Genomic DNA, 21,498 nt, shown 5'->3' with positions numbered 1-21,498 from the left:
CAGGCCGGCGCAGCCTACGTGCAGACCACATTGCTTTCCTTGATCATTTACTACTGAACTGCGGCCGTTTACACGCCAGTTGAGGGCGGCAACCCCTCGGATTTTCGTACGCTCTCAACGATCCCCAGGACGGCATCCTTTCCGTCTGCGGAGACGTCGGACAGGCGAAGAAGAACGTTCTTGATCTTCGCGTCGCGAAGCAGCGCGAGCAACTCAAGTTCCTGCACGGTCTTTTCGGCGACATTATCGTCGAACCAATAGGCGGGATCCACGCCGAAGAACCCTGCGAGCGCTTCGAGATGACGCTTCGTCGGGTTATCGCGCTGCCCGGTCCGCAAGAGCCACAGGTACTGCCCCGACAGCTTGCCCAGCCCTCGCTTTTCCATCAGTTCGGCCACTTCAGCGTTGCTGTACGGGCCGCGATCGGGCGGGTGAACAGTGTCGAACAGGCGGTTTAGGCGATCCATGAGCCCCTTGGGGCTCACCTGACCTTCGGCCACTCTTTCATGATCCTTTCCAGTGCGGGCTTCCTCGCAACTTGAGCCACCCTACCCCGCCATAAACACCAGTTTGACGCGCCGATCACACGTATGGAAAGTTCTTCCCCACCAGCACGTTTCCGTGTGGCGCGTACCGCCTGTTTCAGGTCGACCTGCCCGTTCCTGCCGACAGGAGTACGTCGGGCGACGTGGCGCAAGCCACATTCGTCCAGCGACAAGTCACGTCTGGCAGGCCGTATTTGATCTTCGATCGGAAAGCGCGGAGGCGACCGTGGAAACACCTCATCCACATCGCATTTCCGCTGCAGGGAATACCAGACTCCCGCTCCAATTCGGGCACATTGGCACGCTCTCGGCGTACGGGGCAACCGCGGCAACGGTGCGCTTCGACGCGAGGACGGCCACCGCCAGGCCCTGTGCGGACGGCTGCGGCACACGACCGTTCGACGACTCTCTGCAACCAGTACAGAGTTTAAGAACCAAGTCTGGATCTTGACACCGGTCCGTGCGTATGTTCGTCGTCCCCGGGCAGCCCGCCCGCGGCGACGAACGTGAGGAGACCGCGAGCACGGACCGGACCGCGAAGGTCCGCAAACAGCGACGGCGCCCGAGAGCGGTAACTCACGGACGCCGAACGCTAAGCGGCATACCCGCCCCGGCAAGGGCGGAGATTGCCCACCATCACCACGCTGAGTCCTTCCGAGGGGCGCGTCAGCGTGGCAACACTGCAAAGGGGAGTATCGCATGCCTCCTGCCCTGCGCAAAAGGCCCTTCCGCCTGGCCTGCGCGGCAGCCACCAACGCCTCGGCGCCTCGGCGCCCCGAGCCGGACCGCACCACCCTGGCCCCGGCGAGCAGCCGGACCCGCCCGCTCGTCGGGAGCGGCCGATGAGCAGCGAAGCCCGCGAGTGGGTGTGGGAGCACAGCTCCAGCCGAGGGGCCGCGCGCCTGGTCCTGCTGTCGATCGCCGACCGGGTGACCGACGAGCAGTGCATCTCCTGGGCCTCGCTGTCCAGCCTGGCCAAGCGCACCCGCGCCTCGGTCTCCACGGTGCGCGAAGCCGTCGAGCGCCTGCTCCTGGCCGGCGAGCTGGAACAGCTCGATGACCTCGTAGGCCCGCAGCGCAGCACGGTCTACCGTATGCCTCTCGCCGCCGAAGTGGTCGCCCAGGCCCAGCGCGAGCAGCAGGAGCAGGAAGACAGCGACACGGCAGCAGCAGACGAGCCCGCGGGCCCCGCGAAGCTTCGGATCTCGGCTCTGCGGCGGTACGGAATCCGCCCGCGTGAGGTGCCGGAATCCCCCGCGAGGGTCCGGAATCCGGCAGTACCGGAAACCGGCAGGTCGAGGCGGAAACCGGCACAGCGACGTACCGGCCACCGGCACAGCGATGTACCGGCTACCGGCACACAGAACCGTAGTGAACCTGATTTGAACCGGAGGTACAGCAGTAGTGGTGCTGCCGTCCTCCCGGCTGCCGAGTGGCAGGTCGACTCCGCCACCCACACCTGGGCCCGCCAGCAGGGACACCTCGATCGCCTCGGCGAGCAGGGCATGCGGGCCGCCGACGCAAAGTGGCGTGCACACCGGGCGGGCCATGCTCCGAGGGCGGCGGAAGCCTGGGCTGCCGACTGGCGCTCCTGGGTCGCCCGGGAGCACGCTCCCAGCCGACCGAATCTCTACGCCGTGCCCGGCAAGAACACCGCCGTACCGGGGGGCATGACGCGGACGGAGGCCCACACCGCCGCCCTGCTTGCCGCCCTCGACGAGCCGACCGGAACGGAGGGCTGACCGTGGACCGCCGCGAAATCGCAGCCCTGCTGGCCTACATCGGCCGACTCGACCCCCGCACCATCCGCACCGACCAAGGCGAGGCGCGCGACCAGCTCGTCCAGTGGCACGAGCTGCTGGGCGACGTGCCGATGGCCACCCCCCACGGCTGGGACGTCCGCGTCGCCGCCCGCCAGCACATCCGCACCTCGCCGTACCAGATCCTGCCCGCGGACGTGGCCCGCCCTTGGGAGAGCTACCGGCGCGACCGACTGGCGAGGCACTCCGATCCCACGCCGTCCGTCGACCCGGACGACCAGGCCGCCTGGACCGCAGAGCTGGCCGACACCCGCCGCGCCGTCGCCGCCGGCACCGCCCAGCCCGCGCAGGCCCGAGCAATCACCAGCGGTCGCGACGGAGTCGACCCGAAGCTGGAGGCGCGGCTGCGGGAGATCGGCTCCTGCATACCACCCGCCGCCCGAGCAGCCCTCGCGCCCTACCGACCCGCCCGCGCAGCCCGTGAGGCCGCTGTCGCGCAGGGACTGCCCGATGCCCTGAGCGTGCGATGCGAATGGTGCCTGGCCCCGGTCGGCGAACCATGCCGCCGCCGAAGGATCGGCCCCGACGGCGGAGCCCGCGGAACCGCCCCGCGCGCCACCCCGCACCCCGGCCGCCTCAACCTCGCCACCGCCCAGCAGGCCCAGCACACCGAGCAGGCCCAGCAGCCCGCCCTGGCCTGACCGGCGCACCCGGCGCGTGCACCCCGTCCGCTGCACCGCCACCCGACACGTCCCGCATCGGCTGCGACGCACGCCCCGCGCGCAGCCGGCACCCGACGCCGCACCCGCCGAGCACCGCCCTAGCCGGCCGCCGCGGCAGCACATCGGAGGCCCGCCTTGCGCCACATCACCACCCACGACGCGCCGGCCACCGGCCTGCGCGGCATCGCAGACACCAGCTGGCACGCCCGCGCAGCGTGCCACGGCATGGACGTCGACGACGCCGACGCCGTGTTCTTCCCCGGGCCCCGGGACCACGAGGAGATCGCAGAGGCGAAGGAGCTGTGCGGCTGGTGCCCCGTACGCCGCGAGTGCCTGGACTTCGCCCTGGAGAACGTCCTCAAAGAGGGCGTCTGGGGCGGCCTGACCGAAGCCGAGCGGCGCCCGCTGCACGACGGACTGCACCAGCGCCTGGACTACCGGCGCGTGACCGCCTTCTTCCAGGGACGCGACGTGCACCTGACCGAGGCCGAGCGGCAGGTCGTCATCGACCACGCCTACGTCCGGGGCTGGCAGCCCGACCGGCTCGCCGCCGCCCTGCAGATCAGCCACAAGCACGCCCGAGACCTGCTCCGGCAAGCCGCCAACAAGGTCCTCGACCGCGACCGTAACTACGGCGTGCCCCGCCCCAAGAAGAAGCGGAAGAAGACCTCCAAGACCAAGGGCACCCCCGCGTCCGCAGCCCCCGGCACGCACCAGCCGGCAGGCCGCCCGGCAGCGTCGCCCCCGACGCACGCCCCTCTCGGAAGGGCAGCATGACCCACCCCGTCCTCGCCTTCGGTGCTACTTCGGACCTCCCTCTCCTCCTCGCCGCCGTCGTGCCCGCCACCCTCGCGCTCGTGCTGACTGCCTGGACCATCCGGCGCCGGGGATCTCGCTCGCAGAAGCGTCTCGGCGGCCCGGCGGTCAAGGTCGCCGCTGTCGCCGCCCTCGGCTGCACCGCCTACAGCGCCGACACCTCGTGGCGGTTCGCGGCCGACTACCTCGACATGGCCGGCGCCGCCGAGCGCGCCGGCATGTTCGCCGCCGCCGAACTCGCCCTGTTCGCCACCGCACTGATGGCGCGGCAGAACCTCGCCGTCCAGGGCGCCCCCGGCCTGCCGGGCACGCTGGTCTGGGTGATCACCACGGTGCAGGTGATCCCCGCGTACGCAGAGAGCGGCCCCATCGGCGGCACGGTCCGCGCCTTCGTCGGACCAGTCATGGCGGCGATGCTGTGGCACCTGGCCATGGGCATCGAACTGCGCCTGCGCACACCCGGTGCCGCCTCAAGAGGACTGATCGCCATCCTGGGCCGGGAGGCACGCGAGCGTCTCCTGTCTCGCCTCGGCATCGCTGCGCGAGACCGCGACGCCGCACAGATCACCCGGGACCGGGCCACCGCCCGTGCGGTCACCCTCGCCGCCCGCCTCGCCGAGCGCACACCCGAGCAGCAGCGGAACCGTCGAGGCCGGCGGCTGACCCGACGCCTGTCGAAGGCGGTCGGCAGGGCTTCGGTCGGCACCGACCCCCTCCAGCGAGCACAGCTGCTCGACCAGCTCGCCGCCCGGCGACACGCGCTCGCGCTCGCCACGGTCCCGCTCCCTTCTCCCTGGTCCCCGGCGCACAGCAGCGCATCAGCGGCCACGGTCCCCGCACAACCGACATCGAATGTGCCGGTCCCCGTCCCCGGTCCCGACGGTGCCGACGAGCCGGTCCCGGACCGAGGACCGAGGACTCCTCGGGGACCGGTCCCCGAGGAGGCGGACCCTGAAGCCAAGGTCGGCGCGGGGACCAAGGGCGACGAAACGGGAACGACCGCGGGGACCAAGCCCCCTGAAGACGGCGCGGTCCCGGGGACCGGTCCCGCCGATCCAGAAGCCGTAGCGCGGGACACAGCGGCCACGAGGACCGACCGCAACGCGCGAGAGGTAGCAGCTCAGGACCCAGATTCTCATCGGGGACCGAGCCTCGCGAAGTCGGGGACCGAGAGCGCCGAGGACCGAGGACCGACCGCCACCGAGTCCGGGACCGAGACCACCCAGGACCGAGGACACAAGGTCCCACTCCGCCGGAAGCCGGCCAGGAAGTCCCGGACGAAGAACAAGGACAACCGTGCCCGGTCCCGCTCTCCGCAGACGGAACGCCCGGCACGCGAGCTGGGCGAGTCCGAGCGCCAGCTTGTCCACGAAGTGCGTCCCCATGTTCCCGCCCTGCTCGAACGGGACGGCAACGGAGCGATCACCCGGGTGCAGCTGCGCGAAATCATCCGCCGCCAGGGCCTGACGGGTGTCGGTAACGACCGACTCGGCCTCGTTCTCCAGGAGCTGCGGAACGAGGACATCACGACGACGAGGAGCACCGCCCGATGAAGACCTGCCACCAGTTCAACACCGTCCGCGCGGAGTACGAGCGAGAGATCGGGTTCATGCTCGCTCACTCCGAGCGGCACGCAGGCAGGCCGGCGGCGAAGTCCAGCGCGAAGCAAGCTACCTCGGCGAAACAGCGGATGGCTCGCGCGCTCAACAGACACGTCGGGCGCTGCCCCGAGTGCGGCTGAACCGGCAAAACACCAGCTCAAATCCCGTACCCATAAAGGTGGCCCGGCTCCACGCAGGCCCACCGCCCCGCTTAGGAGGTACGCCGTGATTCCGCGTCCACCTCGTTCTTCCGAGCCCACCATCGCCGAGGCCGATGCCTGGGCGGACGTCTTGGTCCGCTGGCAACTCCTACCCGCCGTCGTCCTAACACCGACCGGGCAGTGGCTCGTCCAGGACCGCCCCGACGGACCGGTCGGCGTCCTTGCCAGCCCAGCCGATGTCCTCGCGCTGGCCGCAACCATCCAGCAGCGAACCCGCTCTACGAGGCCCGAATCCCGATGACGAACGCACGCAAGAACGGCACCACCCCGGAACCTGATCCCGACTCCAACCCGGTCTCGGGGCGAGCAAGATGGAGGTTCGGACACTCCCCCGAGGGGGCAGTGTCCGAACCCGTCCCCGCCCCTGGGGTGGCGGGGCCCGACTGCCACCAGGGGGCGCCAGTCGGGAAGGCTGCGACCGAGGGCGGATCGCAGCCAAGAGCCGCCCACAAGGGGCGGCCGAAGGGGCGAGCGCGTCCGCGCGACAAGAAGCAGCGTCGCGCGCACAGCGTCCGCCTCAACCCGTCCGAACTCGCTGTCATCCAGGCCGGAGCAGACGCCGCTGGTATGAGCGTGGCGGGGTTCCTCGCCTACGCCGGGCTAGCCATGGCCCGCGACCAGTCCCGTACCGCGGTCGCCATCGCCACCGAACGCGACGTGCTCACCGAACTGTTCGCGATGAGGCGGCAGCTCGGCTGGGCCGGCAGCAACCTCAATCAAGTCGCCAAGATCCTCAATTCCGGCGGTGACGTTCCCCAGCTGACCCAGGTGATGGCCGACGTCCACCGAGCGGCCGACGCAGTGAGGGTGGCTGCCGACAAGGTAGCCAACCGGCAGGCAGACGAGGCGCCTTGATTCCACAGATCCACAAGCAGGGCAGCCACACCCTGGGCCTGCTGTACTACCTCTACGGCAAGGGAACCCACGAGGAACACGTCGATCCACATCTCGTCGCCTCCTTCGACGACATGTCGCCTGACCCCGGACGCGATGCGACAGCTTCCAAGAAGGATCTCGGGCAGCTGCTCGACCAACCCCTCCATCTCCTTGCCGCGGATCAACGCCCCGACAAGCACGTGTGGCACTGCTCGGTGCGTGCTGCGCCCGACGATCCGATCCTGACCGACGACCAGTGGGCGGACATCGCGCGTCGCATCGTCGCCGCCACAGGGATCGACCCGCGCGACGGCGCGGGCTGCCGCTGGGCCGCCGTGCGGCACGCTGACGACCACATCCATATCGTTGCCACCCTCGTGCGCGACGATGGCCGACGCCCCGACCACCACCGATCCGGTAAACGGGCGCAGGCCGAAGCCCGTCTCATCGAGAAGAAACTCGGGCTCCGGCAGGTCGCCCCCGGCGACGGCACCGCCGCACAGCGGCCCACCAGTGCCGAACGACACAAGGCCGAACGCGAGGGTCGCGAGCGCACCGCCCGCGAGGAGCTGCGCGAGGCGGTACGGCGCGCGGTGTCCGGTGCGAGGAGTGACCAGGAGCTCTTCGACCGGCTCGCCGCCGCCGGCCTCCTGATCCGTAAGCGCGCCGCGCCCTCCGGAGACCTCCTCGGATACAAGGTCGCTCTGCCCGACGACCTGAACAAGGACGGCGAGCCGGTGTTCTACCCCGGCGCCCGCCTGGCCCCCGACCTGTCGCTGCCCCGCATCCGGGAGCGCTGGTCCGGCGAGACCGGGACCGATCCGACGCCACGGCAGGAGGACACGGTCCGTACGGGGCCCGGCACCCCGGCCTCCGCCCGCCGCATGACGGCATCGGCCGCGTGGCAGGCCGTGCTCATCGTCGAGCACGGCGACGACGCGGTCGCCGCCGCCCACATCGCCGCTGCCGGCGAGGTCCTGGACGCGCTCGCGAAGACCTCGGCCGCACACACCCGCCGCGAACTGCGAGACGCCGCGACAGCGTTCGAGCGGGCCTCCCGCTCCCACGTACGCGCCGTACGCGGGCACGACCGCGCGCTGCGGCAGGCCGCCCGCGACCTCGTCCACGGCGGGCCCGCCCTCGGCCGCGGTGAGGACGGTGCCACCACCGCGATGGCGATCGACATGCTGTTCTTCCTCATCACCGCCGCCGCCCACTGGCACGCGAGAAAGGGCCACGCCCAGCAGGCCGAAGCCGCCGCCCGGGCCGCCGAGCACCTGCGCACCGCCTACCAGGCCGCCGCCGCCCAGCCTCTCGGCGTGCTCTACCAGCAAGGCCGACGTCTGAGCCGGCCGGTGCTCCAGCGGCAGACCGTGCTGCTGCGCGAAACGCTGCCCCAACTCGCCGAGCAGATCCTCGCCGAGCCCGGCTGGTACGCCCTGGCCGCGACCATCGCAGAAGCCGAAGCCGCCGGCCACGACCCGGCCGCCCTCCTGTCCGACGCCGCAGGGCGCCGCGAACTCGACACCGCGGACTCGATGAGCGACGTGCTGGTATGGCGGCTGCGGCGGACGGTTGATCTGCCCGCCGACGCCTCGATCCGGTCCGAGAACGGCGCCACAGGGCGCCATGGGGCCTCGACGCCCAGAACGGCGACCCGCCCCAACTCGCCCGGCGGGCGCCGCAGCGGGGAGGAGACATCGGGCAAGACCCGGTGAGCTGGCCGAGTGCCTGAGTGCAGTCTCAGCGCACCACCGAGAGCAAGGACACCGCCCACCGCCGTGCTCGCGGCCCACGGCATGGCCATACGCCACGACGGCCCCCGGCGGCGTGCGGGCCCACGCTGCGGAGCGCGAGCACGGGTGCACACACAGGAGGGAAGGGAGTGGCGCAGGTACCCCGAGTCGAGCCAGCAGGCGCCGCGAAGGTGGACGGCCGGAGAGCACGAGGTGCGTACGGGCACACCCTGGGAACGTCACCCCGCCGTTCGGAGACACGCTCCGTGCCAACTCGTCATCCCCTGCCCCGCGCGAGGCGCCTTTCGACCTGCGCGAAGGCGACTGTGGACTTTGTGAATTGAAACCTCCGGGGGGCGTAGGACACGATCACGAAGCGAGCAGGACGAGGCAAAGGAGGACGCCAGGGTGTTTCGCCGAATACGCCGCCGGACCAAGCAGCCCAGCGAGGCACAACGCCAGTTCGCCGAGCTGCATGCGCGGCTTCAGAATCAGGTCCCGCCCGGGTTCGGGGTGCCGCTGGCCGAGGCGGAGCGCACCGAGCCGACCACCGTGGTGGACGACTTCCTGCCGCCAGAGCTGCGGGTACCCAGCCACGACCAGCTCGACGGCAAGATGATGCCGTGGAAGCAGGCACTCGTCCTCGACGGTGAGATGGTCGCCTGTGCCGCGTGCGGCGCGTATCGGGACTGGCTCATCCTCTCCACCCGCGACCAGATCTGGCTGCGCTGCCGGGCCGGACACCAGCAGCAGGAGACCCGCCTCGACACCGCCTGGTACAACCGGAACTCCGGGCCGGCGGACGCGACGCACCCCACGTTCGAGGACTGCCTGCGCCACCTCGGGCACTGACCCCCACTCCTACGACCCCACCGGGCTCGCGGGCCCGCACTGACCACTCGTCGCCTAGCACCAAGGGGTCAGTTCCGTCATGCGCGTTCGCGTCGCCACCACCGCCCTCGGCATCACCGCCGCCTTCCTCGCCATGCCCGCCTGCTCCATCGACACCACCTACAACAAGCCCGGGAGCGCCGCCTCCGCCCGTACAGGGAAGCCCGCCGACGCAGCCCCGCAGGCTGCCCCGCTCACCTCGGCCGCGCTGGAGACGCGCCTGCTCGACCAGAGCGACCTCGGCAGCGGCTACCTGCGCAAGCAGGAGCGCCCCACCCAGCACGACGACGTCACAGTCATCGGCTGCCCGGCCCTGAGCGAGCTGGGCGGCGACGCGGCGACCGGCGGCACGCTCACCTTCCCGCACAAGGCGAAAGCGGACTTCGCCTACGGCGGCAGCTCCTCGGAGCTTTCGGAGGAGCTGTACAGCGACAGCGCGGAGAAACTGTCCGACGGTATCGGCCGGATCTTCGACGCCATAACCGGCTGCCCGACCTATCAGGTCGTCGCGGGTGGCACCCCGATCGACATGGCCTCGCAGAAGCTGTCGGCACCTCACGGCCTCGGTGACGAGCAGTGGAGCCAGCTCCTGACGTTCTCCACCGGAGGACGGAGCACCGTGGTCAAGCAGACCGCGATCCGCGACGGCAGCCTGCTGCTGGTCGTCTCCGGCTCCCCGGCCCTCGTCGACCGCCACCTCGGCAAAGCGCTCGCCAAGGCAACAGCGGCCAGCTGACCGGCCCCGACGCACTGCTGCCCCTGACCAAGATGGTCGGGGGCAGCAGTGCTGTGCTGCTCGCGCCGCTGCACGGCGCGGCAGATTCTCAACGGGACGTTAACCATGCTGCGAGTCCACTGAGCCTTTTCCATCTTGATCAAGTGGTGAGTTCGAGGGCGACGACGGCCCGGACGACGGCGGTGATCCGGGTGGTGCTGCAACGGAGCTTCCGCAGGAGCCGCCAGCATTTGAGGCTGGCCATGGCGCGTTCGCCGAGGCTGCGGATCTTGGCATGGTCGTGGTTGTGACGCCGGCGCCAGCCGCGCAGATTCTTGCCTCGGAACGGGACGCGGACAGCAGGGCCTGCGCCCTGGTATGCCTTGTCCGCCCAGCACTTGATCTCGTCGGCGGCGAGAGCGGCGGGAATGCCATGGGTCCGGGCCGCGGTCAGATCGTGCACGGCTCCGGGTAGCGCGTCCGAGGCCCAGATCAGACGGCCGGCTGGATCCGCGAGGACCTGCACGTTCATCCCGTGGTGCTTCTTCTTCCCCGAGTAGTACGGGCGGTCGGCGGCGATGCGGTCGATCGGCAGCACGGTGCCGTCGAGGATCACGTACGCCTTCTTCCGCACCGTCGTCATGGCCTTTTCCAGCGTGGGCGCCTGAGCGGCCAGGAGGTCGACGGCCTCGCGTATGTACCGGTAGACCGTCGCGATCCCGACGCGAAAACCCGCTGCGAGGCGGTCGTAGGTGTCGCCGCAGCGCAGGTGGGCCAGGACGAGCAGGGCCTGTCGGCCACAGGTCAGGCGACGCCACCGGGAGCCGATGCGACGGCGGTGGCCTGCGAGGAGACCGGAGAGGTGCCGCAGAGTGCGGCTGGACAGATCGATGCCGGACGGGTAGACAAGCACGCGAAAGCTCCTGGCGGACTGGTGATCTTGGTCGTGAACCCGTCTACCGGGGGCTTTCTGAGTGGGCCGCTCTGTGACGTTCACTGGCCGGGTGTTGTCAGAGGCTCTGATGTGGGGAGCCGGTTGAGGCTGGGGTGGGGGTCGGCATCGACAGCCGATGCCGCGGGCCAGGAGCAGGCTCCCAACGGTTTCCACCTCATGGCCTACGACGTGCAGAACTCCTTCGACTAGGACCCCGGCACGATTCCCTTCTACGACTCGCTGAGCAGCACCGACGCCCACGAGGTCCCCATGTACTGAAAGAAGCTGACCGAGGGGCGACCGTGCTGCAGGACCGTGCTGCAGGACCCCGGCCCGTCGGTGTTCACCCCGCTGTACGGGAAGCTGACCGACCGTTTCGGGGTCACCTGGATCATCGGCGTCGCCGTCCCTTACAGCGGCTGACATCGAAGACGCGGCCTCAGGCTGACTGCGCCCGTCGGCCCCCATGGCGCTTGGGGGCCTTTGCGCGTGATCCGGCGGGTCATGGCTGCCCTGGAGATCGCCGGTGAGGAACTGCAGGCCGATGCCGCCCGCGCGCAGGGGCTGGGGGCGTCAGCCGGCGAGGTTCTCCTCGATCCATTGGCGGAGGTCAGTCACGGGGATCGCGTGGCGTGCGTTGTAGGTGTTGTCCTTCGCCCACGCGACGCCGCGGCCCTGTGCGAAGACCGCCCGGTACTTCCGCGTCATGTTGTCCGGGTCGGCGGCCAACTCGTCGAGCAGCGACGGAACCGTCCACACCTCACGGCGGAACGGACGCTTCAGCACGGTCTCGAGCGTCTCGGCCAGTTCGCCGTAGGTGATGGTGTCACCAGCGAGGTAGACGATCTCGTCGCGGATGCGAGGTTCGGCGAAGAGGATGTCCGCGGTGAGGACGCCGATGTCTTCGGGCGTCGTCACGGTGACCGCCGTCTGGAGACTTCCCAGCGCGTTGACGGTGTCGTTGGGCAGGTCCACCATGCCCGAGCCGGGCTCGAAGAGGTAGTTCATGAACATGCCGGTGGAGATGATGACCCACTCGGTCTGGTCCTGGGACCGGAGCAGGTCACGGACGTCCAGCTGGGAGTCGAAGATGTCCTGCGGGCTTCCTCGGCCGATGGCGTCGAAGTCGACGCCGAACTGCCACGGGAAGTACCGCGGGACCCTCGCCTGGAGGGCGGCTTGGGCGACCTTCATGGGGGTCTCGAGGCCGGCGGTGATGCCCGTGCACCCGATGACCGTGTCGTAGTCGGCGAAGAGGGAGGCGAGTTCGTCGACGGTGTTCTTCACGAGGTCCCCTTCGACGATCTTCACGCCCAGGTTCTTGATCTCAGCGACGTCGCGTTGCTTGTCGGGTGCCGTGGACGCGATGGCGCTGGCCCGCAGGAGCACGCTGACGGAAGAGCCCTCCACGTCCTTCGCTCGTCGGACGACGTTGCGGATGACGGGCATGCCGAGCTCCCCGGCTCCGATGATGAGGATGTCCCGGGAGGTGGGGATCGAGCTGTCGCTGGTCATCTGAACGTCCCTCTCGTGTTCGTCTTTCCCCAGTGGGTTCTGGTCGCTGGGGTCTCGAGAGTCACCGTAAACTTTGACATCTGTGTCAAGGTCAAGTCGTCGGCTGAGGAGGAGGAGCGAGTGATGAAGATCAGTGAGGCCGCCAAAAAGGTAGGAGCCCCGGCTCGGATGCTCCGCTACTACGAGCAGCAGGGGCTCATCGAGTCGTCGCGGTCGACCAACGGTTACCGCGACTACTCCGAGGACCAGGTCGAGCATGCACGTCACGTCCGGGCGCTCATCGAAGCCGGCCTGTCGACGAGGATGATCAAGATCGTGCTGGACATCGAGGCTCCCTCGGCCCAGGACGCAGCAGGCGCCTGCACCCAGACCCTCGCAGGGGAGCTCGCTCGCGAGCTGCGCGTCGTCGAGAACAGGATCGTGTGCCTGGAGAAGAGCCGAGACGCGGTGATCGACTACCTCCGGCGAACGGGCCACGCAGACCTGCTGACCCCAGCATGACTCGCAACCCCCGGGACCCGAGGGCGGAGGGGCATGGCCCCGACCTGTGGGCGACGTCGTCCAGGCCGTTCACACCCTACTGACCTGCGACTACAGAGGATGAAAGAGGCTCACTCCCCATCGCTGTGACAAAGGCTGCCACCAGCCAGGGCGAGATGCGTTGAACGATGACGTGCACTCCACCGCAACGGAGTTCAAGGGCTGGCTGCTGCTTCTCTTCGGTTCGAGGCATATGGCTATTCAGCCGCACAGGAACGTGGCACCGCTACGCCATACCTTCGCCACACCACCCCACTTCAACGGGCCACCGATTACCACATGCTGAGCGGCGCCGCTCCGCCAAAGCATGGCCACTTTGCCCCGCTTGAGACGTTGGCAATACCACGTGAGGACTCACGACCGCTACATCGAGCAGGCCCCACTTCACCCCAATTCCCCGCCTTGGGGCCGGAGGCGATCACCGATGCCGGGCAGGCCCGATACCTTGTGCTCGTCGCACGGGTCGCCCTCCTCTGGCTCGATGGCTCGCCCGAGCCTCGGAGGGAAATGCCAGAAGCCCGGCCTCCATTCGGGAGGACCGGGCTTCTTCCGTCTGGCCGAGGGGTGCCATCGATCGCTAGGCCGGCGCCCGCAGCAGTTGCTCCCGGGTGGCCTTGGGCAGCACCCGCCGCAGGACCGGTGCGGTCGAGCTGAGGGAGGCGGCGAAAGCTGCCACGAGGTCGTGCGGGACGCTGGAACCGAAGGAGGCCGCCCACAGACAAGGGGCGCCGAGCGCGGGCTCCGCCCATGCCTGCCATCCGGCCGGTCCCGCCTCGTCAGCTTCGGTTGTCAGGGCGCGCGGGTCGGCGTCCTGGATGAGGGGCGGTACCTCGCCGAGGCTGATGTGCGAGGTGAACGTCGGGTCCGTCGCTGCCGCGTGGGGCTGGTCGATGTCGCGGAGCCAGCCGTGTGCGGTGACGGCGTCGAGGACCTTCTCGGGGCCGACGAGCGGCACGGCGGGCTGGTCTCGCGCGTCGAGCGCGACGAGGAAGTCGGCCACGGCCTCGCCGGGGACGTCGGTGGTGAAGTAGGAGGACCACGACGCGAGCGGGCTGCTGGTGTCCGCGCGGGCGGAGATCTGCCAGGCGATCGGCAGGTCTCCCAGGTGGAACGGCTCGTCGGCCAGGCACCACTGCGCCCATCGGAGGGTGTCGGGGCTGATGTGCAGGACGGTGCTGCGCAGGACCTGGCGGTCCTCAGGCTCCTCGTCCGGCTCATGACGTCCGCGGACGATCGTCAGGCTCGTCCAGGCCAGACCGGAGAGCGTGTCGGCAACGCCGTCGTAGAGGCACCTGTCGTCACCGGCCAGATGCCGGGGACCGACCCACAACGCGGGCAGGCCGCCGCGCGGGGTGGACGGGTCGAGCGGGAAAACGGGGTACAGGGGCGCCTCCAAGGGCTCTGTGCGGGTCTAGTTGCCGCCGGCAATGCGGCGAGGGCGACGCGGGGGTGCCTGGACGGGGCCCTGCCAGGTCAGGGCGACGGCAACCTCGGGCGGCAGATGGCCGACTTGTGCGTCCTCGTCCCGCCCCTCAGTGAGGTACACGACGGTCCTGCCGGTCTCGTCCACGGACTGCACGACCTGCGCCAGGCGGTGGGCCATCGGAAAGAACGGGTTCATGGCCTGGCGGACCAAAGCATCCCGGTCGCACGCGGACAGCAGGTCGATGAGATCACCGACGGTCATCTCCGAGGACGTCACGAACAGCCTCCTGGGGTGAGGAAACAGTGAACGATTAAGTGGCGGGGGCCGACAGTCGGCCGGCCGCCCGCCTGAGCGAGGATTATTCGTGGGCGCCTGGCTGTCGACGACGTGAGGTCTCGAGCACGCGCGCCACGGCGGCGGCGACGATGTCGGCCGGCGTCTCGGTGTCGAACGACAGCTGGTAGCCACGCATCTTGGCCGTACCTGTGACGGCGATCTTCCATCCCTCGCCGTCCGTGCCGGGACGGCCGAGCGGGAACCAGCCGAGATAGAAGCGGCCGTCCTTCGAGCTGACGTGCACGTCCGCACGGTCGTCCACGATCAGGTGGAAGTCCTCCGCGGAGAACTGGTCCATGACCAGCGTGGGCTGGCCGGGGCCGAGCTGCCATTCGCGAATCCGCAGGGCTTCGACGGTGGTGGAGAAACCGGGTCCCACAGGCGCTACGGTCACAGGCAATCACCTCTCTGACCTGGTGTTTCTTGCAAGGTCGTCTACGTTGACATGCCGACGCGGACGTCGGCCAGTCTTTCCGCGATCTTTCCTGTCTGCCCCCGGCGAACTGCGTCTTGGACAGTCTTGTGGGATCTCAAATCCCGTGCCGGAATCTCATGGTCGATGTCGACCGATGTCGGATCCGACATCGACGGTGAGACAGGCCAGGTCACAGGACCAGAGGTCTGCGTCGGTCAATGCGAACCGCCAAGACGACAACCCGATGCTGGGACTCCAGCGTCCGACACGGCTTGAGACTGCGGGAAAGGCCGCTGGACACACGAACGGTCTCCGACACGAGCTCCTACAAGTCTGTGGGTTCTCCGATTCCACGGCGTTGGCTACTCGGTGGCCTCGGAGTCGCTCGGCCTTCCAGCTACCTCGGTGGGGGCGCACCGCGAACGTCGCGATACCACCCTGCGGCACGGCCAAGCCGCCAAAGATCAAGTGCGGTCGAGGGGGTAGAAGCCGGTGATGTGATAGCGGAACTGGTTGTGCCAGACGTCGAATCTCATGACCCAGGACTCGCCCAGGTCATCCACGACGATCAGTGTCGAGTGGGTGCCAGCGGTGGGCCGGTGCAGTGGTATGGCCACTGGAACCGGACATTCGCCGAAAACGGAGTCGGCGTAGAAGGCCCTGGCTGTCAGCATGCGTTGCGCGGGCACCCCGGTCGCGTGGTACTCGGCTGGCACCAGCTGGAGGAGACCGTCCAGCTCGATCGCCACGGTGCGGTGGTGCCTCCTCGTCCGTCCGTGGGGTGGCTCCCAGGTCACCAGGTCACCTCCAGGTGCAAGGCAAGCGCAATGTCGTAGCGCATCCAAGAACGTATGTCAGCAGCCGTATGGGGCCTGCCGGAACCAAGAGCGCGGTATCCGTCAAAGGTCCAGCCCGTCACCTCCAGGAAACTGCCGCGGCCCGTGCTGATATCCAGTTCCGTGTTGAGGAAGGCGGGCCGCTTGGCGACCGCGAAGCCCTGCCAGGCACGGTCCCAACGGAACAGCGTGCCGAATTCCGGATCGTCCCACACCAGGAGGCGGTCGTGCGTGTATGCGGCGCGGCAGTCGAGGATCCACAGGTCCGCGTGGGCCTCTCGGCCTGTGACTTCAACCGGAGCAAGCGGATGGGCCTGGATCTCTGCCCGCTTACCACAGCGCAGCATGCAGTCTGCTCTGCGATTCCCGAGTGGGATCTCGGTGGCCACACCCCATCCCTTGACTTCTTTGTGCCACGTGGACTCGGTCACAGGGCGCCCGCATAGCGGAGGAGCTCGGCATCTTCGTTGTCCAGGCCAAGGGCCTGGGCTCCGACCTCGGCAATGTAGTCGGCGAGGTTGAAGATACCGGGGATGCTGTCGATACCGACGACGAGCCGGTCATAGCGCTTGTAGAGGGCGAGGATGCGGTTTCCGCGGGCCCTGTGTTCCTTGGCTCCTTGGGCGGATTCCTTGGCCGCCCGTTCAAGCCGGTCTGCCTCCATGAAGTCGCGCTCGGCAAGAGGAGGAAGGACTTCCATGATGCGGTCGAGGTCTTCCAGCACTAGTTGCTGGGCCGTTTTCTCCGTCAGCTCGCCGCCCTCGCCGAGGAGGACCTTCGCCACGACCTTTTCGTCGTCGGATCCAGTACCTGGCGAGCCGGGAACCGTATCCCCGCCAGGGCCTGACACTCCGGTCCCGCAGCTCGGACCCACGACGGCGGTCCCGCCCCGCCCTGCTCCGGCCGGACCAGCGAGAGCGGCGATACGAAGTTCCTTGCAGACCTTGTTGAACGAGGTCGTGCACATCGATTTCACCGCGCGGTCGAACACAGGACGGTATTCGGCGGAGAGCACCTTGATCTTCGACCGGACGACGCTTTGCATCCGGGCGAGCTGCTCGACTTCGCTCCCGCCCTGACGGATGGACCGGAGAGCCTCCCGGTCGAGGACGTCGCGCACGGCGTTGGGGTAGCGGCCAGCGGCATTGGGGATAGACACGGGTTTCTACTTTCCGGAGAGGAGTCGGATCGTGCGTGGGCGCTTCTCCAAGACGCGGTCGGCCCAGGAGGCGACCGAGTCACGGATGGATTCGACGGACTGCCACACGTCGGGGTCGTCGATGTCTGCGAAATCGTCGGGACCCAGCAGGAGGATTTCCCTGCACTTGTGGGCCAGGCTGAAGTAGCGGATGGTCCAGTCGGCACGCGGATCGCGCTCGTCGTCGCCGATCAGTTCGTTGACCAGGTCTTCGTCCGGATCGGGCACGGGACGCATCTGCTCACGCACGTACCGGGCGACCTCCTGGTCCTGGAGAACCTCACGCACGATCGGCTCCCGCAGAATGGACAGCACGGCTTCTGGCGTTTTGGTCAACTCCGCGACGACGGCCTCCCGCACCCCTACACGACCGAGCTGAGCAACGATCTCGCCCGGCGTCTCCACAGCGCAGGCCGCTCCGTCCGCCAGGCCCAGAGCCCGGCAGTACTCCCCGGCGTCGAGTACGGCCGGCCATCCCGCCCGCTCGGCGCCGGCCAGCCGCCCGAGGAGCAGCCCGACACGACGCCCCCGCTCGGCCGGGTCGGTTACGCAGGCCGTGACCACGCACTTCCACGGCACGTGGACGGACGACGCGGCGAGACGTTCACGAAGTTCCGCGCCCGCCAACGCCGTGACGCGCTGGTATCGCTCAAGCGTGTCGGCCGCATAGCCCAGTTGGCGTGCCAACGGTTCCAGGGCACTGCTCACCGCCAGGCTGGACTGCGCGGCGATCTCGGCGCACACGTCACCGAGGCCAAAACGCGCCGCAAGCTGCACCCGCGTCGCCTGGACGTCCTGCTCCGCGAACGCTCTCGCGCGTTTGAGCTGCTCATCTGTGTAGCCGGGATCTGCGCTACCGCTCGGCTCGATCCACACGTTCTCCATGGCCAAGGACGGTAGGAGGCCGAGCCGTCAGAAACGTCCGCGAGCCACTCGAACAGCCGCTGAAGAAACGGGTCGACGACCAAGATCTCAAAAATGTGCCCTAAGGCCGATCACCCTCGAAGTCCGGTTTGACCCGGCCCAGCCGGCGGCCTGAATCTGCCCCGCGTGACAATCCGATCGTCAGGAGAGGCAATGCTCAGCGCAGAGGAGCGGCAGGAGTTGAGCGCGGGGTACCCGTCGTTCGTCAATGGAATCCCGGAGAGCGACTGGCCACATCTCCGGCTCGGTGAGGAGGACCAGCGGCTGATCCAGGGCAAGCGAGGCGAGCACAACCGGCTCGGCCTGGCCGTGCAGCTGACGGTCGTGCGCTTCCTGGGCCGTTTCCAGACCGACGTGGAGAGGATTCCCGAGGACCTGGTACTGCGTGTGGGCGAGCAGCTCGGCATCTCCGACCCGCTGGCCAAGATCAGCCTGTACGGGAAGAACGGCGACACCGTTCGAAACCACGTAAGAGAGATCAGGCGGGAACACGGCTGGACTTCCTTCGTGGAGGGCGAGGCCCAGCTCGTGGCTTGGATGGAAGACCGGCTGAAGTACTCCACGGACGGTCCGAAGGCGATGACGCTCCAGGCCCTGGTCTGGCTCCGCGAGCAGCGTGTGCTGCTCCCCAGGTACTCGACGCTGCGCGACCTGGTGACGCTCTGCCGGGGTAAAGCCGAAGACGCTGTATCGAAGGCACTCGTCTCCAAAATGAACCGCCAACAGGTCCGCATCATCGACTGGTTGATGGAGGTTCCCGCCGGCGAGCGCACCAGTCGTCTGGGCGGCCTCCGTCGCGGTGTCGGCGTGCCCTCGTGGGACAACTTCGTGAAGGCGCTGTCACGCGCGGACGAGATCCGCGCTCTCGGGTTCGTAGAGGTGGATGTCTCTTCCATCCCTGAGCGCAAGTTGGCGCAGCTCGCCGATCATGCCTTGACCGAGCGGGTACCGCGCCTGCAAGAGCAGACCGGCAAGCGGGCTGCGGTACTTGCAGCCATCAAGCGCCTGGAGACGAGTGCTCTGGACGATGCCATCGACATGCTCGACAAACTGATCAGCGAGCGCTTCATCGCCAAACCCAAGAGGTGGGCCGACAAGGCCCTCGTCGACGCCTACCCGAAGTTCGCCCCAGACGGCACCCTGACCGCACAGGCACTGCTCGCCGTCCTGGAATCCGTGGCGGAGGACGTCAACCACGACACCGGTGAGGTCATCGACCCCGACACCAACACCGACACCACACGCGCCGTACTGGAGACGGTCGCCGACCGGGACACTCTCCTCCGGGCGGCAAAGAACCTCCTGGAGTACATGCCGGCCCGGGACTCCGACACCCACGAGGCCCGTCGTGCCAAGGCACTGGACCGGTTCCGAGACGTACGGACGCTCGTACCCGTCCTTGTCGACAGGGTCCGCTTCGGCGCAAGTCCCGCGGGCCAAGCCGCACTGACCGCGCTCCACGCTTTGCCGCCTCTCCTGGATCGCGAGGACGTCCGGCTCGATGACATCGACACCACTCTCTTGAAAGGCTCCTGGAAGCGCCTCGTGGAAGGTGGACCGGAACAGCGCGACGGCACGGTGAACTTGTCGGCATACGCCCTCTGCGTAGTGGAGACCTTCCACCGGCATCTGTGCAACCGAACGATCTTCGTTCAGGGCTGCTCCCGCTGGGGAGACCTGCTCGCGCGACTCCTGTCGGACGAGGTCTGGGCGCAGGCCCGGCCCAGCCTGCTCACCAGCTTGGATCTGCCCGAAAACCCCGGCGCCTACCTCGAACGCGCGGGCAGAAGCTTGCACGCCGACCTCGCCAGAGTCGCCTCCCGAATGCCCGAAGGCGCTCACATCACGCTCGGCAACGGTGACTTGGCTTTGCCGAAGGGGCGGCCACCGCGTACGTCGAGCCTGAGTCGGCAAGTGGAGAGGATGCTCCCCAAGGCAGAGCTGCCCCAAGTGGTGCTGGACGTGCTGAGCCGGACCGGCGCCATCGCCGCGTTCACCACCCGTAACGGCAGCCCTTCCCCCTACCCGGAATTCGAGCTGTCCGTAGCCGCCGTGATGGTCGGATACGGCTGCAACATCGGCCTCGAAGCCGTCGCGAACGAGGAAAAGGACGCCCTCAAACTCGACCGCCTCACCAGCATCAGCCGCGAATACTTCCGCCCCGATGTGATCGAGGCATGCACCACCCTCATGCTCGGCGCGGAGACCGACGTACTCACCACCCTGCAGTTGAACGGGGAGCGTCTCGCCTCCGTGGACGGCCACTGTTTCGTCATCCCCACACCACAGCCCGGCCTGCGCATCGCGCCCGAAGGCAATTCCGAGGTCACGTGGCTGACCATGCTGACCGAGCAGGCCATCCAGTTGTCCGGGCGCATGGTCAGCGGCCGACCCAGCGCCGCGCTGGAAGCGCTGAACACCCTTACGACATACCGGGACCAGATCTATGGCCCGGACAGCCGACACCCCGAAGCCATCGTCGCCGAGGCCGGAACGCACGAGGACCTCGTCTTCGGCCTTCTGACGCTCTCCGGCTACTCCTACCAGCCTGCCCCGCACCAGATCAACGACACCAGGCTTTGGCGTATCGACAGGTCAGCGGACTACGGACCTCTCCAGGGCGCAACACGCCGGCAGATCGACCTTTCGCAGATCGCCGCGCACTGGGAAGACATCCTGCGGGTGATCGGCTCGATCCACCACGGTGCCGTCAGCGCACACGACGCACTTCGGATCCTGACCCGCAACGGCCAGCCCACCAATCTCGGATCAGCGATCGTCTCATTCGGACGCATCGCCAAAACACGCCACCTGCTCCGCCTCTACGACAACCCCGAGTACCGGAGCGGGATCGAAGCACAGAGCAGGCTGCACAAGGAACGTGCCGACCTCGCCAGGCGTATCTGCCACGGCATCGACGGCCCCTTCCCCGACTACTACCCCGGTCTCGAAAACCGGCTCGGTGTTCTCGGCCTAGTCCTCAACACTGTGGCCCTCTTCAACACGGTCTACATCCAGAAGATCTTCGAGAAAATGCGCGCCCAGGGCCAGGTCATCCCGCACAGCGACCTCCGCCAGCTCTCTCGGATGATGTACGGCCACATCAACATGCGCGGCCGATTCCACTTCGAGCCACCTACCGACACGATGTTCGAAATCCCCGACGTGGAACCGGATCCCAGCTGAAGACCGCAGGCCCAGGTGGAGCCGTCCCTGAGAACTACTGAACGGGCGAGCCTCTCCGCCTCACACCCAAGCCGGTACCTCACCGAGGTACCGGCTTCGTCCTTGCCCGCCAACGTCCACGTTCACCAGCAGGGTGGAGGGCGGCCTCCTCACACCCCGACGCCGGGTCAACTTCGATAGACCACGAGCAAGAGGAACGCCCGTTTCCGGTCCAGCCCGATCGGCCAGACCTCTGACCAGGTAAAACACCCCTTAACCCACATTTTTGAGATCTTGGTCGCCGAACGGCAACACCAGGGTGAATG

General features: G+C 68.2%; 22 protein-coding genes. 12 read left to right on the top strand and 10 right to left on the bottom strand.

Annotated features, from left to right (window positions below; genetic code table 11):
• Positions 1-68: 68 nt before the first annotated feature.
• Entirely contained in the window at positions 69-500 is a 432-nt protein-coding gene (locus AB0B29_RS14500; protein WP_362238622.1) for an XRE family transcriptional regulator, read from the bottom strand.
• Between the two features lie 744 nt (positions 501-1,244).
• Between AB0B29_RS14500 and AB0B29_RS14495 the strand changes: the two genes are divergently transcribed.
• From AB0B29_RS14495 to AB0B29_RS14450, 10 genes are all read left to right on the top strand, one after another.
• Positions 1,245-1,391, top strand: a complete 147-nt coding sequence (locus AB0B29_RS14495; protein ID WP_362238619.1) for a hypothetical protein — start codon at positions 1,245-1,247, stop codon at positions 1,389-1,391.
• The gene (locus AB0B29_RS14490) at positions 1,388-2,287 is read left to right on the top strand and encodes a helix-turn-helix domain-containing protein (RefSeq protein ID WP_362238617.1); all 900 of its coding nucleotides are present in this window, start codon (positions 1,388-1,390) and stop codon (positions 2,285-2,287) included. The genes AB0B29_RS14495 and AB0B29_RS14490 overlap by 4 nt, the downstream gene beginning before the upstream one ends.
• Positions 2,288-2,289: 2 nt before the next feature.
• A complete protein-coding gene (locus AB0B29_RS14485; protein WP_362238614.1) occupies positions 2,290-3,006 on the top strand; it encodes a zinc finger domain-containing protein in 717 nt (238 codons plus the stop codon).
• 156 nt (positions 3,007-3,162) lie between these two features.
• On the top strand, positions 3,163-3,804 hold the full coding sequence (locus AB0B29_RS14480; RefSeq protein ID WP_362238611.1) for a WhiB family transcriptional regulator: 642 nt from the start codon (positions 3,163-3,165) through the stop codon (positions 3,802-3,804).
• Positions 3,801-5,396 carry a hypothetical protein gene (locus tag AB0B29_RS14475; protein WP_362238608.1) on the top strand — a complete coding sequence of 532 codons (1,596 nt, stop codon included), beginning with the start codon at positions 3,801-3,803 and terminating at the stop codon, positions 5,394-5,396. Before AB0B29_RS14480 ends, AB0B29_RS14475 begins: the two co-directional genes overlap by 4 nt.
• Positions 5,393-5,584: a hypothetical protein gene (locus AB0B29_RS14470; RefSeq protein ID WP_362238605.1), complete on the top strand. Its 192-nt coding sequence runs from the start codon at positions 5,393-5,395 to the stop codon at positions 5,582-5,584. The genes AB0B29_RS14475 and AB0B29_RS14470 overlap by 4 nt, the downstream gene beginning before the upstream one ends.
• A 318-nt stretch (positions 5,585-5,902) precedes the next feature.
• Positions 5,903-6,520 carry a plasmid mobilization protein gene (locus tag AB0B29_RS37770; RefSeq protein WP_436845845.1) on the top strand — a complete coding sequence of 206 codons (618 nt, stop codon included), beginning with the start codon at positions 5,903-5,905 and terminating at the stop codon, positions 6,518-6,520.
• Positions 6,517-8,259: a relaxase/mobilization nuclease domain-containing protein gene (locus tag AB0B29_RS14460; RefSeq protein WP_362238601.1), complete on the top strand. Its 1,743-nt coding sequence runs from the start codon at positions 6,517-6,519 to the stop codon at positions 8,257-8,259. Before AB0B29_RS37770 ends, AB0B29_RS14460 begins: the two co-directional genes overlap by 4 nt.
• Before the next feature lie 426 nt (positions 8,260-8,685).
• Positions 8,686-9,129, top strand: coding sequence for a hypothetical protein (locus AB0B29_RS14455; protein WP_362238598.1), 444 nt, complete (start codon positions 8,686-8,688; stop codon positions 9,127-9,129).
• A 79-nt stretch (positions 9,130-9,208) separates the two neighbouring features.
• A complete protein-coding gene (locus AB0B29_RS14450) occupies positions 9,209-9,904 on the top strand; it encodes a hypothetical protein (RefSeq protein ID WP_362238595.1) in 696 nt (231 codons plus the stop codon).
• 139 nt (positions 9,905-10,043) lie between these two features.
• Here AB0B29_RS14450 and AB0B29_RS14445 read toward each other — a convergent pair whose 3' ends face one another.
• Both AB0B29_RS14445 and AB0B29_RS14440 read right to left on the bottom strand, forming a co-directional pair.
• Positions 10,044-10,796, bottom strand: a complete 753-nt coding sequence (locus AB0B29_RS14445) for a transposase family protein (RefSeq protein WP_362238593.1) — start codon at positions 10,794-10,796, stop codon at positions 10,044-10,046.
• A 594-nt stretch (positions 10,797-11,390) separates the two neighbouring features.
• Complete coding sequence (locus AB0B29_RS14440; protein ID WP_362238590.1) at positions 11,391-12,332, bottom strand: aromatic alcohol reductase; 942 nt, start codon at positions 12,330-12,332, stop codon at positions 11,391-11,393.
• Between the two features lie 123 nt (positions 12,333-12,455).
• Between AB0B29_RS14440 and AB0B29_RS14435 the strand changes: the two genes are divergently transcribed.
• Positions 12,456-12,833 carry a MerR family transcriptional regulator gene (locus AB0B29_RS14435; RefSeq protein ID WP_362238588.1) on the top strand — a complete coding sequence of 126 codons (378 nt, stop codon included), beginning with the start codon at positions 12,456-12,458 and terminating at the stop codon, positions 12,831-12,833.
• Between the two features lie 616 nt (positions 12,834-13,449).
• On the opposite strand, the gene AB0B29_RS14430 is transcribed toward AB0B29_RS14435, so the two are convergent.
• The 7 genes from AB0B29_RS14430 to AB0B29_RS14400 all read right to left on the bottom strand — a co-directional run bounded on the left by AB0B29_RS14430 (position 13,450) and on the right by AB0B29_RS14400 (position 17,968).
• Entirely contained in the window at positions 13,450-14,268 is an 819-nt protein-coding gene (locus AB0B29_RS14430) for a DUF317 domain-containing protein (protein ID WP_362238585.1), read from the bottom strand.
• 15 nt (positions 14,269-14,283) lie between these two features.
• A complete protein-coding gene (locus AB0B29_RS14425) occupies positions 14,284-14,574 on the bottom strand; it encodes a hypothetical protein (protein ID WP_362238583.1) in 291 nt (96 codons plus the stop codon).
• Between the two features lie 82 nt (positions 14,575-14,656).
• Positions 14,657-15,028, bottom strand: a complete 372-nt coding sequence (locus tag AB0B29_RS14420) for a DUF317 domain-containing protein (RefSeq protein ID WP_362238580.1) — start codon at positions 15,026-15,028, stop codon at positions 14,657-14,659.
• A 485-nt stretch (positions 15,029-15,513) separates the two neighbouring features.
• Positions 15,514-15,798: a hypothetical protein gene (locus AB0B29_RS14415; RefSeq protein ID WP_362238577.1), complete on the bottom strand. Its 285-nt coding sequence runs from the start codon at positions 15,796-15,798 to the stop codon at positions 15,514-15,516.
• 44 nt (positions 15,799-15,842) lie between these two features.
• Complete coding sequence (locus tag AB0B29_RS14410) at positions 15,843-16,274, bottom strand: hypothetical protein (RefSeq protein WP_362238574.1); 432 nt, start codon at positions 16,272-16,274, stop codon at positions 15,843-15,845.
• A gap of 38 nt (positions 16,275-16,312) precedes the next feature.
• The gene (locus AB0B29_RS14405; protein WP_362238571.1) at positions 16,313-17,044 is read right to left on the bottom strand and encodes a hypothetical protein; all 732 of its coding nucleotides are present in this window, start codon (positions 17,042-17,044) and stop codon (positions 16,313-16,315) included.
• A gap of 6 nt (positions 17,045-17,050) precedes the next feature.
• Positions 17,051-17,968, bottom strand: coding sequence for a hypothetical protein (locus tag AB0B29_RS14400; protein WP_362238568.1), 918 nt, complete (start codon positions 17,966-17,968; stop codon positions 17,051-17,053).
• A 192-nt stretch (positions 17,969-18,160) separates the two neighbouring features.
• Between AB0B29_RS14400 and AB0B29_RS14395 the strand changes: the two genes are divergently transcribed.
• A complete protein-coding gene (locus AB0B29_RS14395; protein WP_362238565.1) occupies positions 18,161-21,193 on the top strand; it encodes a Tn3 family transposase in 3,033 nt (1,010 codons plus the stop codon).
• Positions 21,194-21,498 lie beyond the last annotated feature (305 nt).

Source organism: Streptomyces tibetensis, assembly GCF_040647715.1.
GTDB classification, from domain to species: Bacteria; Actinomycetota; Actinomycetes; order Streptomycetales; family Streptomycetaceae; genus Streptomyces; species Streptomyces tibetensis_A.
This window is presented reverse-complemented; position numbering and strand designations above follow the sequence as displayed.

Excerpts from the sequence above, each read along its gene's own strand:
- AB0B29_RS14395 (WP_362238565.1), top strand. The coding sequence starts at position 18,161 with ATGCTCAGCGCAGAGGAGCGGCAGGAGTTGAGCGCGGGGTACCCGTCG.
- AB0B29_RS14470 (WP_362238605.1), top strand. The coding sequence starts at position 5,393 with ATGAAGACCTGCCACCAGTTCAACACCGTCCGCGCGGAGTACGAGCGA.
- AB0B29_RS14440 (WP_362238590.1), bottom strand. The coding sequence starts at position 12,332 with ATGACCAGCGACAGCTCGATCCCCACCTCCCGGGACATCCTCATCATC.
- AB0B29_RS14490 (WP_362238617.1), top strand. The coding sequence starts at position 1,388 with ATGAGCAGCGAAGCCCGCGAGTGGGTGTGGGAGCACAGCTCCAGCCGA.
- AB0B29_RS14475 (WP_362238608.1), top strand. The coding sequence starts at position 3,801 with ATGACCCACCCCGTCCTCGCCTTCGGTGCTACTTCGGACCTCCCTCTC.
- AB0B29_RS14495 (WP_362238619.1), top strand. The coding sequence starts at position 1,245 with ATGCCTCCTGCCCTGCGCAAAAGGCCCTTCCGCCTGGCCTGCGCGGCA.
- AB0B29_RS14435 (WP_362238588.1), top strand. The coding sequence starts at position 12,456 with ATGAAGATCAGTGAGGCCGCCAAAAAGGTAGGAGCCCCGGCTCGGATG.
- AB0B29_RS14400 (WP_362238568.1), bottom strand. The coding sequence starts at position 17,968 with ATGGAGAACGTGTGGATCGAGCCGAGCGGTAGCGCAGATCCCGGCTAC.
- AB0B29_RS14450 (WP_362238595.1), top strand. The coding sequence starts at position 9,209 with ATGCGCGTTCGCGTCGCCACCACCGCCCTCGGCATCACCGCCGCCTTC.
- AB0B29_RS37770 (WP_436845845.1), top strand. The coding sequence starts at position 5,903 with ATGACGAACGCACGCAAGAACGGCACCACCCCGGAACCTGATCCCGAC.